Raw genomic sequence first — 14,485 nt, forward strand, 5'->3', positions numbered from 1 at the left:
CCGTAAAGGTAAAAAAGCGCTGCCGAGGCAGCGCTTTTTTCATCCAAACTGTAACGCTATCAGCGAGCCTGCATCTGGATGCTGACTCCTTCGGCATTGGCACCATCCAGCATCAGATAGTACCAACCTTCGCTTGGCGCCTGCAGCAGCAAACGTTCTGCGTTGCCTTGCTGGGTGGATACCTGTTGATAACTGTTGGCCGTAGGCCAGCTAGTGCCACCATAGAGGCTGACATCGCCGCTGCCGTGGCCTGTGACAACTTCAATCTCCTGAGTACCTTCGGCAATATAGAAGTAGAAGTCTCCCCGGCCACTGGCGGCGCAGATGGCCGCGCCGGACTGTAACTCGCTGTAACTCTGGGGAGCCTTGGTGGCGCAGGCATTTTCGAGAACACCGGGCTGAGGTTCACCGGCCGTGGCCACTTTCAGGCTCAGGCTGACACCGGCATACTGGCTGTCACTCTCCACCGCCAGGTAACGCCAGCCGCGATTGGCCGTGACTGTCAGCGTCTCGCTGTTGCCTGCGGCCTTGGCGAACGCATCATAGTGAGCTGTACCGGCCCAGGTATCGGCAGCATAGTAGAGATCGGCGTCACCACTGCCGCCGCCGAGGCTGAAGGTCAGGCGAGTGTTATCTTCCTCGACCCAGACATAGAAGCTGGAACGGCCACCACTGAGGCATTCATTCTTGCCGGCCTGCAACTGGCCATAGTCTGTGCTTGGAACACCGCAATCCACCGGCTCGCCGCCATCGCCATCACCGCCGCCTTGGGCCGGGTCCGGGTCGGCTTCGACTTCTGTGGTCGACAGCAATAGATCCACGCCGCCAAATTCACCGGCCAGAGTCAGGTAATGCCAGTAGCTGTCTGGGTTGAGGCGCACCTTGATCACCTCATGATTCCCATTGCCTATACCTAAGCCCTCGTTGTTTTCGGCACTGGCCCAGCCTTGGGAGCTGAAATAGATATCGGCATCACCCCAGCCGTCACCCACCTTGATCCACAGCTCTTGGTCGGAACGCTGCTCATTGGCAAACACCAGGCTGGCGCGGCCGTTTTTCGAGTCGATACACTCGATTGGCACATCCAGCAGCGGCGTCATGCCTTCCTGATAACGATAGGATTCGTCGCTGACCGTGCAGGGGGCAAAGTCGCGGCTGATATTGCCGCCCGGGCCGCTCCAGTTACCTTCACGGCCGCTGGGGGCGGCGTCTATGTCGCTGGGGCCCTTATCCACTATGCCATTGTCTGCCGTGCTCAGGCCGCTTGTCAGCCAGCTGTACCATTCATTGTCATAACGACTGCCTATGCCATCTATCAGGGCTTGATACTCGCTGTAGTTGTCGCTGCGCAGCAGACTGAGGATCTGGCGAACATCATCCATATGGCGCTCGAACATAAAGCGCACCGCCAGATAGCCCCAGCGATAGACTCTGTCCTGCCCGGAATCATAGGTATTTTTGAATATTTGCGACAGGGCAAATGCCTTGGTTTCACCAAGTGCTATGGCTGCGGTGTTGGCATCCCGGTAGGAGATGTATTCCGCCAATCCTTCAACCCACCAGATAGTGTCGGCCGACATGCCGCGGGCAAAGTCGCCGTGGAGGTTGAAGCGGCCATCCAGGTAGTGCACATATTCATGCTGCAGGTTCCAGACATGGAAATCGGGGCGGCGCCACTCGGCTTCATAGGCGATAAAACGGGCCTGATTCTTGAGCCCGGCCGGCGAGCCTTCAAGATACATGCCGCCGTTGTCTGTGTTGATACCGAAGAAGCTGCCGGCGAATGACTGGTAGTCGCCGGAGGAATTGAAGATCACCAGCTCAAGATCGTCGTTGTTATCCTCGCTCACCGGAGTATTGCCGGTTTCCAGCTTGCTGTGGAAGTAGGCTTCCTGGCCGCTGAGCACTTCGCAGATCCAGCTTGCCTGATCCTGATACAGATCCTGGGCGCGCATCTTCAGGGTATCCGAGCACTTCCAGTTGAAACTCAGGGTGTCCTGCTCCAGTTGGTATTTGAAGCCGCAAATGCCGTAGTAGTCGCACTGGCTACGGTCATAGTAGTCGGCCATTTCTGCAGCGGCGAGCCAGATGGCGCGGCTGCTGTCCTCTTTACTGCTGCTGTCGATTACCGCCTTGACCAGAGTCGTGACCCTTGGCTTCATCGCCTCTATGTAGTAGAGGCGGGACATCTCACGTACCGCATTGACCAGCAGGTATTCGGCATTGGTTCCCAGTAGTTGGCGTTGCTCAAGTTGAAATTGATTGAGGGCATCGAGAATGCTTTGATCCCGGGCGAACAGCGCTTGCATTTCGTCGTTCCACTGAGCCCGGAACAGGGTAGTAAACACAGCATTGGCGGCGGCATTCATGCCAAACAGCGCCTGCCAGTCGCTGTCGTATTCGTTGAGTACCTTGATGGTTACCCAGTTGAATTCGGCACCCAGATTGGCCGAATCCACCAGGATCAATGCTTCTTTGAGAACCCCGGCATTGGCCTCGGAAACTGTCCAGCTCTTGGGATTGTTGAACAGACTATCCAGCGCGCCGCTTAACGCCGTGGTTACCGATGCATCATAGGCGGGCACATCTTCCGGATGATAAAACTGCACATAGAGGGCGGCGCGGACAAAGTTTATCAAGGACTCCAGCCCTTGGGTGTCAGTTCCTGTGTAGCTTTCGGCGCGGCCGTCTATGGCGTTGGCTACCGCCAGCACATTGGCCTTGCTGAAGCTGGCGGTGGCCTGACTGCCCACCAGGCTGTAAAAGGCACCGACACAAGCAGGCGTGGCGGCGCTTAATGCATCGACCAGTGCCTGACCATTGAGGCCTGTCAGCTCATCACAGCTGCTGTCGGCCTGCATCTGTAGATCGCCGGCCGCCGAGGGGCTCATCAGGTTGAGGCTTTCGACGGCTTGGCGTTTTTGGGGCGTTTTTTTGTCAACGGCATGTCCTTCAATTACCTGGTTCGAAACCGACTGACTGCTAAAGGCCTGCGGCGGCGCCGGCAGCGAAGCCTTTGTCTGCCTCTTAGCTTGAGAGTTGGCCTCACGCTTAAGCCGCGCGTGAGAGGCCAGTCTCGCCTGCTCGTTCGCTTGAGCGGGCAGTAAGGGATGACCGTGCAGCCTGGCGGCGGGATGAGGTGAGGAAGCTTGGGGGGAGGAGGGCTGTGCAAACGTCTGTTGGCTGAATGCCATGCCGGAAAGCAGGCCGATACTGGCGACCAGTGGGCTGATCTTCATTGGTTTTCTCCATTTTATTTGAGTCTGCTGTTGCAGATCTTTAGTGGTTAAAGTGACCCCCTGCGCCGTTTGCCGATACTGCCTGACTGTGCACAACACTTTATTCAGGGTAAATCAGTGTTTCATCATAGAAGTAAAAGAATAAAATATACAATATAAAATTGTCTGTTTTTTATTCCAAGGGAAAACAGCGAGGATTTCCTTGGTCACCGCGAGCTAGGATAGATTTATAACGCAATGAAATTAATAGAATTTACATTTAAATTCGCCAAGGCTGAATTTTGCCTGGCGGCTTTGTTGTGCTTCTGGCAAAAGACTGAAGCCATTTACTGTGAAGCACGCATTGCATCCAGGCCTGTAAGTCGATGCAGTGCATAGATGGGACTTGTTCGCATCTTCCTTGATGCGGGTATGAGCCTGAGACGGCTTCTGCTACTGTGTTGGCTACAGGTATCAGTCTCTGCCAGGCTTGACCTCTGGATTAACGTCAGAGGCAAATCTTTCGGCAGTGGCTCAGTTATCAAGGAGCAGTGTATGAGACAGGTGACTTTCGACACACCCGGGCAGCCCGAGGTACTTTATCTGACGGATGTGGAGATCCCCAAACCCGGTCCGGGTCAGGTGCTGATACGGGTAGCGGCGGCCGGGGTCAATGGCCCGGATCTGGCCCAGCGTAAAGGCAACTATCCGCCGCCGGCAGACGCTTCCCCCGTGCTGGGGTTGGAAGTGGCCGGCGAGATAGTGGCGCTGGGGCAGGGCGTAGCACAATGGCAGGCCGGGCAAGAGGTCTGTGCCCTGGTGCCGGGAGGCGGTTACAGTGAGTATGTGCTCACCTGGGCCGATCATTGTTTGCCTATTCCCAGGGGCTGGAGTCTGGAAGAAGCCGCGGCGATTCCCGAGACTTTCTTTACTGTGTGGGGCAATCTGTTTATGCGAGCCGGGTTGCAGCAAGGCGAGACAGTGCTCATCCACGGCGGCTCTGGGGGTATCGGCAGCAGCGCCATAGCACTGGCCAAGGCCTTTGGCGCCAGGGTACTGGTGACTTCCGGCAGTCCTGAGAAATGCGCCTGGTGTCAGCAATTGGGGGCCGAGCTGGTGATCGATTATCGGCAACAAGACTTTGTCGAGCCTGTGTTGGACTGGACCCAGGGCAAGGGTGTCGATGTGGTGCTGGATATGGCAGGCGGAGACTTTGCCAACAAGAATCTCAAGGTACTCGCCTGTGATGGCCGCATGGTGTCCATTGCCATGCAAAGGGGGGCCAAGGCTGAAGTGGATATCTTTCGCCTGATGGCCAAACGTATTGTTTGGACCGGCTCGACTCTGAGGCCTCAAAGCGTAGCGGCCAAGGCGGCGATTGCTGCCGAACTCAAGGCCAAGGTCTGGCCGTTATTGAATGAAGGTGCCCTGAAGCCACATATTTTTGCCAGTTTCCCGCTGCAAGAGTGCATTGCGGCACATCACTTGTTGGAATCCGGAAGTCACTCGGGCAAGGTCGTGCTGACACTGAAGTAAGTAGCTACTGACGCTCAACACCCTATGGCTGCTGAACACTCGCTCGGCAGCTTTTTCTCTGTCGCCGCTGTTTGGCTGTAACATGCAGCCTTAAGGCGTTTGCGTGCAAAATTCAACTTGCCCTGATGGAAATTTGGGCTAAAGTCCTTTGTGAGAGCACTCGAGGGTGCTGTCATGAAAAATTAATCGTTATTTAGTTGGAAAAATCACGGTTTGTAGCATTGATTCTCGGAAAGATTCTGTAAGAATACGCACTTGAAAACTCCACCTCCCAAAGGTGGAAACCTATTGTGGCAAAGTGAGCAGTAGTGCGCTTCTTTGGCCGAAAAACTTTAGGGAAGGCGCGAGCAAGTCCAGGCATTATGCGCAGCGACTTATTGGCAACTTCTCTGGTGTATGTGTTGATTTAAGGGTATTGGCATATATGTATAACACTGCAAAGAAACAAGTTTGGTATGGCGAGCTCAGAACCGCACGTGGCAATGCTATCGTCGTCCATGACAATCAGTTACCCGAGGCATCTCCTGGACGTATCTACCTGTTCAACTCTCAGCGCAATGCGATTATTGAATACGTGGAAGATATAGTTAAACCCAACCTGCATGATCTGGGTGAGGATGAAGCCAAGGCTGCCGAGCGTGAGTTCGGTAGTGCATTCAAAGCGGTCCGCAGCGAGTTTATGCAAAAGCAGCAGGCCAGAGTTAATCTGAACAACGTCAAAGACAGCGCTCCCACGCGTAAGCCCAAGCCGGAACCTGAGGTCGAGGTCGAAGCCGACAACATGGGTGATGATTTCGATGACGATTGGGATGACAGCTTCGACGACTGATATCCCTATGCCCGGCCGTCCGACTTCAGTTCACTGAAGCGGTGGCCCGGGTATACCGGACAGTCGAACGCTGACATTTTAAGATGATGATTTATAAGTTGGAGAATAATGATATCAGATATTAACGAAGAATATTATGTACTGATATGTGGCTCTGGAAAGGTGCCTTCCCCTTATGTTTCCTGCAGTAAAAGTCATTATTTAACTTTTAGACAACCGACTTGTCTTAAAATGCCGATCCAAGTTGAATTTGGGGCAGATGATAATGAGGTTATTCCTCTGATCGAAGCAATGACTGCATTAAGTGATCCATTACTGTCAAACCGGATAAGTAAAGTACTGGAATACTTTGATCTTTATCAGGTTCAGTTACTCCCTGCTTTATATACCCACAATGATGGAAATGTACATTCATATTCAATTTTAGTCGTAGATAATAATATTGATGCTTATGACTTTGATAATGGAAAATACACTGGGATTTTAGAGGATGGTGAAGTAAGAAATCCAAGGAATTGCCGACTGGACTATAATAAGTTATCTAAAATACCTCTTGAAAAGAGATGTATTTTCCAAATTCCAGGGATGATGGATTATTTGGTGCATAAGTCAATCGCAGAGCCATTAATCGCCTTGAACGCCAGTGGTTTGCATTTGGTTCCTGTGCTGGAATGGGATCTTAGCTTTGGTATGACAATTTAATAGCTGGATTAAAGATGAATCATTGTCAGATTTTCATCACAGCAAATACTGGCAGAAATTAAACTATACAACCCAAGCCAATATGGGGTGAATGATGTAGATTCAACCCGCTCTTCCTTTATTGACAATAAAATTTTAAATTGAATTGTAATGTCAATGAAATACGACAATCAATATCCGGTGATAGACGATTATTCTTTATCGAAGCTATCGACTATGATGGCGCCCATAGAGGCCGGCATGGCGATCAGCAGGGTGCGCTTCAGCGCCAGTAAGGGATCGCTCAATAATGGCCATTTATCCAGGGCCAGTAAGACGACACTCACCACCAGCAGGGTCAGGGCATAAGCCAGCAGGATCCGCAGCCAGAACACCCACACCCTGGCCTTGATATTGGCCTGAAACACACTCTGATAAGCAAACAGGGCGATAAAGCTCAGGCTCAATACCACCACCAGCACCAGATTCACCATCGGCAGATTGGCCGCCAGCATCCAGGCCTCCTCGGAAAAAGAGATGGGCACGGACAAGGCAAAGGCGCCTATGCTGATCTGGCCGAGATCCTCGGCGTTGAAATAGAGTTTGGTCATGCCTGGGTATCGAACTCGTAGCGGCTCAAATGGTGATAGACTTGTCCGGGTGTTATCCAGGGATCGCCGTGCAGCTGTGGCTGATTGGCGCCGTCCGGCAGCATTTGCGGCTCAAGACAGACACCCTGCCAGGGCTTCATCGCCTGGCCCTTACGACCCTTGACGCCTTCGAGCCCGGCGCCGGTGTAAAGCTGCACTCCGGGTTGATTGGTATACAGTGTCAGGCCGCGACCCGATAGCGGCGCGCTCAAACGGCCCACACGCCAGAGCTCATCTTTCTGTTGCCGGCTGATAAAGCAGTGATCCAACCCTTGGCCGCCGGCGAGTTCCGGCTGCCCCAGCAGCGTCTTGAGTACCTTGCCCTGACTGAGATCCAATATGCCGCCTTGGGTATCGACTATGCCGCAGGGAATGCCTTCAGAGTCGGTTGCCAGGGTTTTGTTGCTATCGAGTTGCAACTGGTGCTCAGCGATATCCGCCCGGCCATCGAGGTTGAAATAGCTGTGCTGAGTCAGGCTCACAGGGCAGTCTTGGCTGCTTGAGGCCATAAACTCCACAAACAGGTTGTTGCCCGCCAGACGATAGTCCAGCTGTACCCGGCATTCACCGGGAAAGCCCATGTCGCCATCCGGGCTTATCAGGCTGAGGCGCACCCCGTCCGGCAGTGTGCCCAGTTGCCACAGGCGCCGATGAAAGCCTTCGCGGCCGCCATGCAGGCAGTGGCCGTTGAAGTTCTTATCCAGAGAAAAAGTCTTGCCGCGGCAGTTGATTTGATCTTGCTTGATGCGATTGGCGTAACGCCCAACAGCGGCGCCCAAACAGGCGTCCTGGGCCAGATAATCGGCTGCAGAGTCACAGCCAAGCACGATATTGGTTCGTTCACCGTGGCGATCCGGCGCCCACAGTGAGCGAATAATGCCACCGAGACTGAGCACTTCCAGCGCCAGAATGCCGTTGTCGATTCTGACTCTTTCTATCTGGCCGCCGCGGGGATCTTCCCAACTGTCGAGTGCGCTGAAACGTATCATCTGCTAGTTCCTTTTGGCTTTAGGGCTACAACTCAGTCCAGGCGGCTGGCTCCGTCGCTGGGGCTGCATAGGTACACACTGGCCTCCAGCTCGGTTTTGGCCGGATATTGCTGCTCGACGGCGGCTATCACCTTGTCGGTCAACTCATGTTCCACCAGGGCGATGACGCAGCCGCCAAAGCCCTTGCCTGTCATCCGTACTCCGCCGCGTTCGCCGACGACTTCGGCTATCAGCTCCACCAGGGTATCTATAGCCGGATGGCTGATTTCAAAGTCATCGCGCATCGAGCGGTGTGATTCGGCCATCAGTTTGCTGAGCCTGGCGATATCGCCCTGCTCCAGGGCGCGGCAGGCGCTCTGGGTGCGTTGGTTTTCACTGATCACATGGCGGGCACGGCGAAAGGCAACCGGGTCCAGTTCATCTTCGGCGCTTTGCAACGCCCTGAGTGACAAGTGGCGCAGGGTATCCAATCCGAAATGACCGGCCACCTGCTCGCATTGCAAGCGGCGCTCGCCAAACTCTGTGCTGTGGGCGATGGAGGGCAAGCCGGAATTGATGATCAGCAGGCTGAGATCGTCTGGGAAGGGCACGCTCTCGCAGTCCAGATCCAGGCAATCGATCAGCAGCGCCGCACCGGCTTCGGCCATGGCACAGGTGATCTGATCCATGATGCCGCAGCCATAGCCGACATAGTGGTTTTCGCCCCGCTGCGCCAGTTGTGCAATCGCCAGCGGCGACAAGTGCAGTTGACTGGTGTCATTGATGGCGGTGCCGAAGGCGATTTCCAGCGAGGCCGATGAGGCCAATCCGGCGTTGGCCGGCACATTGCCGATCACTGCCAGGTCCAGGCCGCGAGCCGGCAGGCCACTCTGGGCCATGGCCGAGGTAAAGCCCTTGAGATAACTGACCCAGCCCTCATCCTCGCTCATGCTGCCTTCATCGCCATAGTGCCATTCAAAAATGCCGGGAAAGGCAGCCGATACGGCGCGGAACTTGTCATCGTCACGGCGTTTGACTGCAATTATGGTGTGAAAGTTGATTGCCGCCGGCAGCACCAGACCTTCGTTATAGTCTGTGTGTTCCCCGATAAGGTTGACCCGCCCGGGGGCCTGATACAGGGCATCCGGCTTGGTGCCGAAGGTTTTGACAAAGAGTTTGGTAACGCTGGGGGCAGGATTCGACATGCTCTTATGGATTCCGCAAAAAAACGCTCGAACAGCAACATAAATGACTGCTTTTCTGTTGTTATATCATTTCTGTCACTGAGGTGTAAGTGAGATTTTTATTCGGATTGCGCCCAAGGGCAGATTAAGGAGATATCTATGGGAACAAGAGAAAAGCCTCACTCGCCGCTAGCGGACAGAGTGAGGCTAAATGATGCCGAAAAATATCAGGATGCGGCTTCCTTGGCGGGCGATTCATTGACGGTTTCGGCCGCCAGCAGTTCACAGACCACATGCTCAACGAAACCGGCGCCGGCGGCCTCGTAGAGGTTATAAACACTGTGAACGCCGGATTCGCGCAGGGCCACGGCATCATCACCATACTGCACTATGGCGCTGATCTTGCCTTGGTAATCCAGTTTCTTGAGCTGCTCAACCGCAAACATGTTACCCGCGTGGTACGGCATCGCCAGCAGCACAAGTTCCAGCGCCGGAGCCCGGTCGAGTTTTTCCCAGAAGTCGGTATCCGAGGCATCGCCCTGTACCACATTACGCCCTTGCTCGCGGTGGAAGTCCACCAACTCCTGTTTATGTTCTATGCCGAGGATCTCACCATCAAACCTGGCCTTGAGTTCATCGTAGGCGCCTGAGCCTATGCGCCCCATACCCAGAATAAGGAAGCGCGGATTGCCCACGGGGATCTGCCTGTCTTCCGGATGCAGTGGGTGCTTCTCGAGCTTGACCAGCTTCTGCTGATACTTCTGGTAGATGCTGCCCACCATGGCGTTGAGCGGCGCCGCCAGCACGAAACTCAGGCTCAGGGCCACAGCAATGATCACCAGCCATTGGGCGGGCAGCCAGCCTTTGCTGGTGGCTACGGCAGCCACAATCAGACCGAACTCGCTGAAGTTACCCAGGTTGAATGAGCCCAGCATTGAGGTACGAGAGCGCAGTTTGAAGCGGGTAAGGATATAGACAAACAGCAGAATTTTCAGCGGCACCAGAGTCACCAGCAGCACCGCCAGCATAATATCTGTCATGCTCGGCAGGCCGTTGAGGCCTATGGTGAGGAAGAAGGCCACCAGAAACAGTTCTTTAAAGTAGAACAGCGACTTGGCCAGCTCGGATGCCTTCTTGTGCCCGGCCAGTAGTATGCCGATGATCAGCGCGCCGAGATCCGGTTTCAGCCCCACGGACTCAAACAGCCAGGCGCCGACCACCAAAGCCATTACCAGGCCGAAGAGCACCAGGAGTTCACCGTGGCCGACCTTGTCAAAGGCCCTGTATATCAGCGGCTTTGCCAGAGGCAGCAACAGCAGTGCCAAGGCCCATATCGACGGAAATTCGCCCTTGGAAATAGTTAGGAATAATACGGCAAAGATATCCTGCATGATCAGAATACCTATGGCGACCCGGCCGTAGAGAGATTGCATATCGCCTTTGTCTTCCAGCACCTTGACCGCAAACACAGTACTGGAAAAGCTCAGGGCAAAGGCCAGCAGGGTCAGCTGTTCGACCGTGAGATTGGTCAATTGCACCAGACCAATCAAGCCCAGCAGCTTGAGAATGGGGACAAAGATTACCATGGACAACATCAGGTGCAGGCTGGAGCCTGCCCAGACTTCGGCCTTGAACAGGCTGCGGATATCCAGCTTGAGACCTATGGCAAACAGCAGCAGGGTCACACCCAGACTGGCCAATTGGTTGAGCAGCGGCAGGCTTTCATTTTCTATGCCCATGCTATAGAGCACAAAGCCGGCGGCCAGGTAGCCGATAAGCGGTGGTAAATTGATACGGTTGACCAGCATACCGCAGGCCAAGGTAATAACGAGAATTGCAGGTTCCATTTTGCTCTTTCAGGAAGGAGGCTAGCTGTTTAAAGAGTATTCTATAAGAAGAGCATTAAATTTAAATAAAAAAGCGAACTTATCTGCTGATAAATTCGCTTTTTCAGAAATGTTGGCGTGTTGAACGCTAGTTTTTGAGCAAAATATCCAAGTGGGCGGCAAACTCTTTCGGGCCCATGAAACCTGTCACTCTCAACTCATTCTTCAACTGGCCCTGTTCATCGATAAACAACAGTGTCGGCAGCCCCAGCACATCGTAGGCCTCCAGCAGAGCGACATCGGTTTCATCCATGGCGGTCACATCGGCTTGCAGCAGCACCATCTGTTCCATCCGCTGTTTAACCTCGGCATTTTTGAAGGTGATCTGCTCAAACTCCTTACAGGCCACACACCAATCGGCGTAGAGATCCAACATCACCGGCTTGCCGGCCGCCTCGGCATCCGCCAGTTCGGCCTTGAAGCCCTCAAGCGACTTGATGCGCTTAAAGGCATGATGCTCGGCTTGCTGTTGCCCCATGAAGTGGTAACCCATGGCGCTCATTACCGCCTGGAGGCCATAGGAAAAGCTCGACAGCAGCAGCAGGGTCAGGATCACGCTGCGCACCGTCTGTTTCCAGTTGAACTGGCTCAGCTTGTTCTGGTGCATCAGGTAGCCGACAAAGACGATGGCCCACACAGACCACATGAGATCCGACACCAATCCAGGCCAGATGCGGCCCAGCATTATGATAGACACGGCCACCAGCAGGAAACCGAACACATGCTTGATGATGTTCATCCAGGTACCGGCGCGCGGCAGCAACTTACCGCCCGAGGTGCCTATCAGCAGCAGTGGTAGTCCCATCCCCATGCTGAGGATGTAGAGGGTCAAAAAGCCCTGCAGCAGATCGCCGGTTTGCGCCACGTACACGAGTACTGCCGATAAAGGCGCCGTGGTACAGGGCGAGGCCACCAGACCCGAAAGCACACCCATGACGAACACGCCCAGCAGATTGCCACCCTTTTGCTTATTGGAGAGGCTGTTCATCCTTTGCTGCCAACTGGCGGGCAGGCGCAGCTCATAGAGGCCAAACATAGACAGACTGAGTACCACGAACAGCACGGCTATGGTGATAAGCACAGCCGGATGTTGCAGCGCCGCCTGATACTTGAGACCGGCCGAAGCCACCACCAACCCCAGCAGCGAATAGGTAATAGCCATACCCTGCACATAAGCCATCGACAGGGTAAAGGCCTTGCCGGTGGAGACTTTCTGCCCCTGACCGACAATAATTCCGGATAGAATGGGATACATGGGGAACACGCAGGGAGTCAGCGCCAGACCTATCCCCAACACGAAGAAGGTCAGATAGTTAAGCAGGGTGCTGTCGCCGGAGAGCAGTTTATCCAACAGGTTATCCTGTTGGGTCACCGCCTGGCCCTTGGGAGCCGCCTGGGCATCTGCGCCATTGTCGGCATCGGGCAGTATGCCATCATTGGCCGCCACAGGTTTAAGCAGGGCGTCACGGGTGGTGGGCGGGAAGCAGAGCTTGCCCTCGGCGCAGCCCATAAAGGTTACGGATAACTTGGCGGCTTCACCCGCCTCCTTAATGGCAACTGGAATCTCGATGAAGGAGTAGTACACCTGCTGCTCACCGAAATACTCATCCGTGTGACCCTTGCCTTGAGGCAGGGCTATCTCGCCCAGTTCACCGCCATCTATGCTGAACTTGAGTTTGTCGCGGTACATGTAGTAGCCGTCGGCTATTACCCAACTGAGCTTGACCTTGTTGCCTTGCTGACTGAAGTCGAAGGCAAAGGCCTGATCCACGGGCATCAGCTCAGGTTCACTCTTGAGAAAATCGAATTGCTTGTTGCCAAAGATCCCATCGGCCTGAACCAGCGGGCTGAGAAGCAACAGGCTGCCTAACAGCAGGGTAAGTATTTTCTTCATAGCTTAGTGTTGTCTTTTATCCAATCCAGATAGGCGGGCAGCCCATGGCTGATGGGCACAGCAATAATTTCAGGTACTTCATAGGGATGCAGTTCGAGTATTCTCTGCTCCAGCCTGGGGTAGGCGCTGGCCAGACACTTTAGCTGCAGACTGACTTCAGTCTCCTGGCAGAGTTCGCCCTGCCAGGCATAAAACGAATCCACAGTCTGGCTCACCTGAGCACAGGCCACCAGCGACTCGCGCACCAAGGTTGCGGCCAGGCTCTTGGCACTGTCAGTATCCGGGCAACTGCAAAAAACCAGCAGCGCTTGTTGAGATTTTATGTCCATAATGAGCGGGTTAAATTAAACCTGACTTAAGCCAAGGGGATTAAAATCGAGCGTCTACTTTACGTGTTTTGCCGCAAGCTTGCATTAAGGCTTTGCTGAAACAGTGAGCTCAGGCGTCAAACCCGGGGCAGGCTGCGGACTTGAAATCAGACCGGGTTATCCCCATTTAGTTTTCAACTACTGCAAAAAATGAGGCCTACATGCCATTTCTGATAATGTTTATCATCTTTGTGCTGATCCCTGTCGTCGAACTCTCGGTGCTTATCCGGGTCGGCGAAGTTCTGGGCAGCTGGAACACAGTGGCATTGGTGATCCTCACCGCGGTGGTCGGTGTTTCTCTGGTTCGCAGCCAGGGCTTGAGTACCCTGATGTCGGTACAGAAAAAGTTGGCCGCCGGTGAAGCACCGGGGCAAGAGATAGTCGAAGGCATGATGCTGGCCATGGCCGGTATTCTGCTGCTTATTCCAGGGTTTGTTACCGACCTTATCGGCCTTATCCTGCTGACTCCAATCACCCGGTCACCGCTGGCACGTTATTTCTATCAGCGGATGCAGCTCAAGGTGGTTGCCGGTGCTCAGTTCAGAGCCGGTGCCAACCCCTTTGAGCCGCCACATCAAAGAGGCCAGGGCGGTGATGTATTCGAAGGTGAATTTGAGCGCAAGGCCGACCCTTCCGATAAGCGTCCTGAGAGCCATCAGCTGGATGGAGGGAGCCCTCAGCGAGGTGAAAACAGCCCTCAGTCGCAGGATACGGAAAACCAAGACGATGATCGGCCCGGTAGCCGGTGATCAGCACAAACACTGATAAAAAAGACCTTCCGCTCGGAAGGTCTTTTTTTATTCACATAGCCGGCAAACAGCCTGTTGCCTCAAAAAGTGAAGAGGCCGGCAGCGTATTCTCAACTATCGTCAGCCAAATCTGCGCCCTTGGTTCGCATCCAATCGGCCAGTGAATCCAAGGTAGGTTTCAAAGACTTCCCCAATGGGGTTATTCGATACTCCACACGCGGCGGCACTTCGGCGTAAACCTTGCGCTGCACCAGCTTGCGACGTTCAAACAGGCGTAATTGCCGCGTCAGTTCCTTCTGCGTAATGGGGGCTACGGCCCGCTGCAATTCACTGAAGCGTACCGGAGAGTCGATCACTATCAAACGATAGAGAATGGGGATGGCCCACTTACCCGAAATGAGATTGACAAAGCTCACCATAGGACAGGGTTCAGAGCTATCCAATTCATAGGAGGGCGCGGCCGTTAAACTTGTTTTCTGAGAGCTCTCTGCGACGGACATAGCTATCCAAACACCTCTTTAG

Annotated in this window: 12 protein-coding genes; 4 read left to right on the plus strand and 8 right to left on the minus strand. The window is 54.2% G+C overall.

The window, feature by feature from the left end; genetic code table 11:
• Positions 1-59: 59 nt before the first annotated feature.
• The gene (locus tag ACSHSR_RS03065; protein ID WP_479631503.1) at positions 60-3,194 is read right to left on the minus strand and encodes a M9 family metallopeptidase; all 3,135 of its coding nucleotides are present in this window, start codon (positions 3,192-3,194) and stop codon (positions 60-62) included.
• Positions 3,195-3,773: 579 nt separating this feature from the next.
• Here ACSHSR_RS03065 and ACSHSR_RS03070 point away from each other — a divergent pair.
• The 3 genes from ACSHSR_RS03070 to ACSHSR_RS03080 all read left to right on the plus strand — a co-directional run bounded on the left by ACSHSR_RS03070 (position 3,774) and on the right by ACSHSR_RS03080 (position 6,285).
• Complete coding sequence (locus ACSHSR_RS03070) at positions 3,774-4,754, plus strand: NAD(P)H-quinone oxidoreductase (protein ID WP_025887987.1); 981 nt, start codon at positions 3,774-3,776, stop codon at positions 4,752-4,754.
• Between the two features lie 424 nt (positions 4,755-5,178).
• Entirely contained in the window at positions 5,179-5,583 is a 405-nt protein-coding gene (locus ACSHSR_RS03075; RefSeq protein WP_145839153.1) for a hypothetical protein, read from the plus strand.
• 108 nt (positions 5,584-5,691) lie between these two features.
• A complete protein-coding gene (locus tag ACSHSR_RS03080; protein ID WP_342180343.1) occupies positions 5,692-6,285 on the plus strand; it encodes a hypothetical protein in 594 nt (197 codons plus the stop codon).
• A 191-nt stretch (positions 6,286-6,476) separates the two neighbouring features.
• Here the strand turns inward: ACSHSR_RS03080 and ACSHSR_RS03085 are convergent, their stop codons facing one another.
• The 6 genes from ACSHSR_RS03085 to cutA form a co-directional block, all read right to left on the minus strand.
• The gene (locus tag ACSHSR_RS03085) at positions 6,477-6,875 is read right to left on the minus strand and encodes a DUF2391 family protein (protein ID WP_025010163.1); all 399 of its coding nucleotides are present in this window, start codon (positions 6,873-6,875) and stop codon (positions 6,477-6,479) included.
• Complete coding sequence (locus ACSHSR_RS03090; RefSeq protein WP_479631230.1) at positions 6,872-7,903, minus strand: aldose epimerase family protein; 1,032 nt, start codon at positions 7,901-7,903, stop codon at positions 6,872-6,874. Before ACSHSR_RS03090 ends, ACSHSR_RS03085 begins: the two co-directional genes overlap by 4 nt.
• A 32-nt stretch (positions 7,904-7,935) precedes the next feature.
• On the minus strand, positions 7,936-9,087 hold the full coding sequence (gene galK / locus ACSHSR_RS03095; protein WP_062793691.1) for a galactokinase: 1,152 nt from the start codon (positions 9,085-9,087) through the stop codon (positions 7,936-7,938).
• 206 nt (positions 9,088-9,293) lie between these two features.
• Positions 9,294-10,913 carry a cation:proton antiporter domain-containing protein gene (locus ACSHSR_RS03100; RefSeq protein ID WP_479631231.1) on the minus strand — a complete coding sequence of 540 codons (1,620 nt, stop codon included), beginning with the start codon at positions 10,911-10,913 and terminating at the stop codon, positions 9,294-9,296.
• A 127-nt stretch (positions 10,914-11,040) separates the two neighbouring features.
• Complete coding sequence (locus ACSHSR_RS03105; RefSeq protein ID WP_412496814.1) at positions 11,041-12,846, minus strand: protein-disulfide reductase DsbD; 1,806 nt, start codon at positions 12,844-12,846, stop codon at positions 11,041-11,043.
• On the minus strand, positions 12,843-13,175 hold the full coding sequence (gene cutA / locus ACSHSR_RS03110; RefSeq protein ID WP_117199990.1) for a divalent-cation tolerance protein CutA: 333 nt from the start codon (positions 13,173-13,175) through the stop codon (positions 12,843-12,845). The genes ACSHSR_RS03105 and cutA overlap by 4 nt, the downstream gene beginning before the upstream one ends.
• A 200-nt stretch (positions 13,176-13,375) precedes the next feature.
• Between cutA and ACSHSR_RS03115 the strand changes: the two genes are divergently transcribed.
• The gene (locus tag ACSHSR_RS03115; RefSeq protein WP_123116974.1) at positions 13,376-13,963 is read left to right on the plus strand and encodes an FxsA family protein; all 588 of its coding nucleotides are present in this window, start codon (positions 13,376-13,378) and stop codon (positions 13,961-13,963) included.
• Between the two features lie 110 nt (positions 13,964-14,073).
• Here the strand turns inward: ACSHSR_RS03115 and ACSHSR_RS03120 are convergent, their stop codons facing one another.
• Positions 14,074-14,463 (minus strand): winged helix-turn-helix transcriptional regulator, encoded by a 390-nt coding sequence (locus tag ACSHSR_RS03120; protein WP_107005159.1) that lies wholly within the window; start codon positions 14,461-14,463, stop codon positions 14,074-14,076.
• Positions 14,464-14,485: the final 22 nt, after the last annotated feature.

It is taken from the genome of Shewanella sp. VK101 (assembly GCF_056497865.1).

Excerpts from the sequence above, each read along its gene's own strand:
- ACSHSR_RS03080 (WP_342180343.1), top strand. The coding sequence starts at position 5,692 with ATGATATCAGATATTAACGAAGAATATTATGTACTGATATGTGGCTCT.
- ACSHSR_RS03090 (WP_479631230.1), bottom strand. The coding sequence starts at position 7,903 with ATGATACGTTTCAGCGCACTCGACAGTTGGGAAGATCCCCGCGGCGGC.
- ACSHSR_RS03115 (WP_123116974.1), top strand. The coding sequence starts at position 13,376 with ATGCCATTTCTGATAATGTTTATCATCTTTGTGCTGATCCCTGTCGTC.
- ACSHSR_RS03075 (WP_145839153.1), top strand. The coding sequence starts at position 5,179 with ATGTATAACACTGCAAAGAAACAAGTTTGGTATGGCGAGCTCAGAACC.
- ACSHSR_RS03120 (WP_107005159.1), bottom strand. The coding sequence starts at position 14,463 with ATGTCCGTCGCAGAGAGCTCTCAGAAAACAAGTTTAACGGCCGCGCCC.
- ACSHSR_RS03085 (WP_025010163.1), bottom strand. The coding sequence starts at position 6,875 with ATGACCAAACTCTATTTCAACGCCGAGGATCTCGGCCAGATCAGCATA.
- galK (WP_062793691.1), bottom strand. The coding sequence starts at position 9,087 with ATGTCGAATCCTGCCCCCAGCGTTACCAAACTCTTTGTCAAAACCTTC.
- ACSHSR_RS03065 (WP_479631503.1), bottom strand. The coding sequence starts at position 3,194 with ATGGCATTCAGCCAACAGACGTTTGCACAGCCCTCCTCCCCCCAAGCT.
- ACSHSR_RS03100 (WP_479631231.1), bottom strand. The coding sequence starts at position 10,913 with ATGGAACCTGCAATTCTCGTTATTACCTTGGCCTGCGGTATGCTGGTC.
- ACSHSR_RS03105 (WP_412496814.1), bottom strand. The coding sequence starts at position 12,846 with ATGAAGAAAATACTTACCCTGCTGTTAGGCAGCCTGTTGCTTCTCAGC.
- ACSHSR_RS03070 (WP_025887987.1), top strand. The coding sequence starts at position 3,774 with ATGAGACAGGTGACTTTCGACACACCCGGGCAGCCCGAGGTACTTTAT.
- cutA (WP_117199990.1), bottom strand. The coding sequence starts at position 13,175 with ATGGACATAAAATCTCAACAAGCGCTGCTGGTTTTTTGCAGTTGCCCG.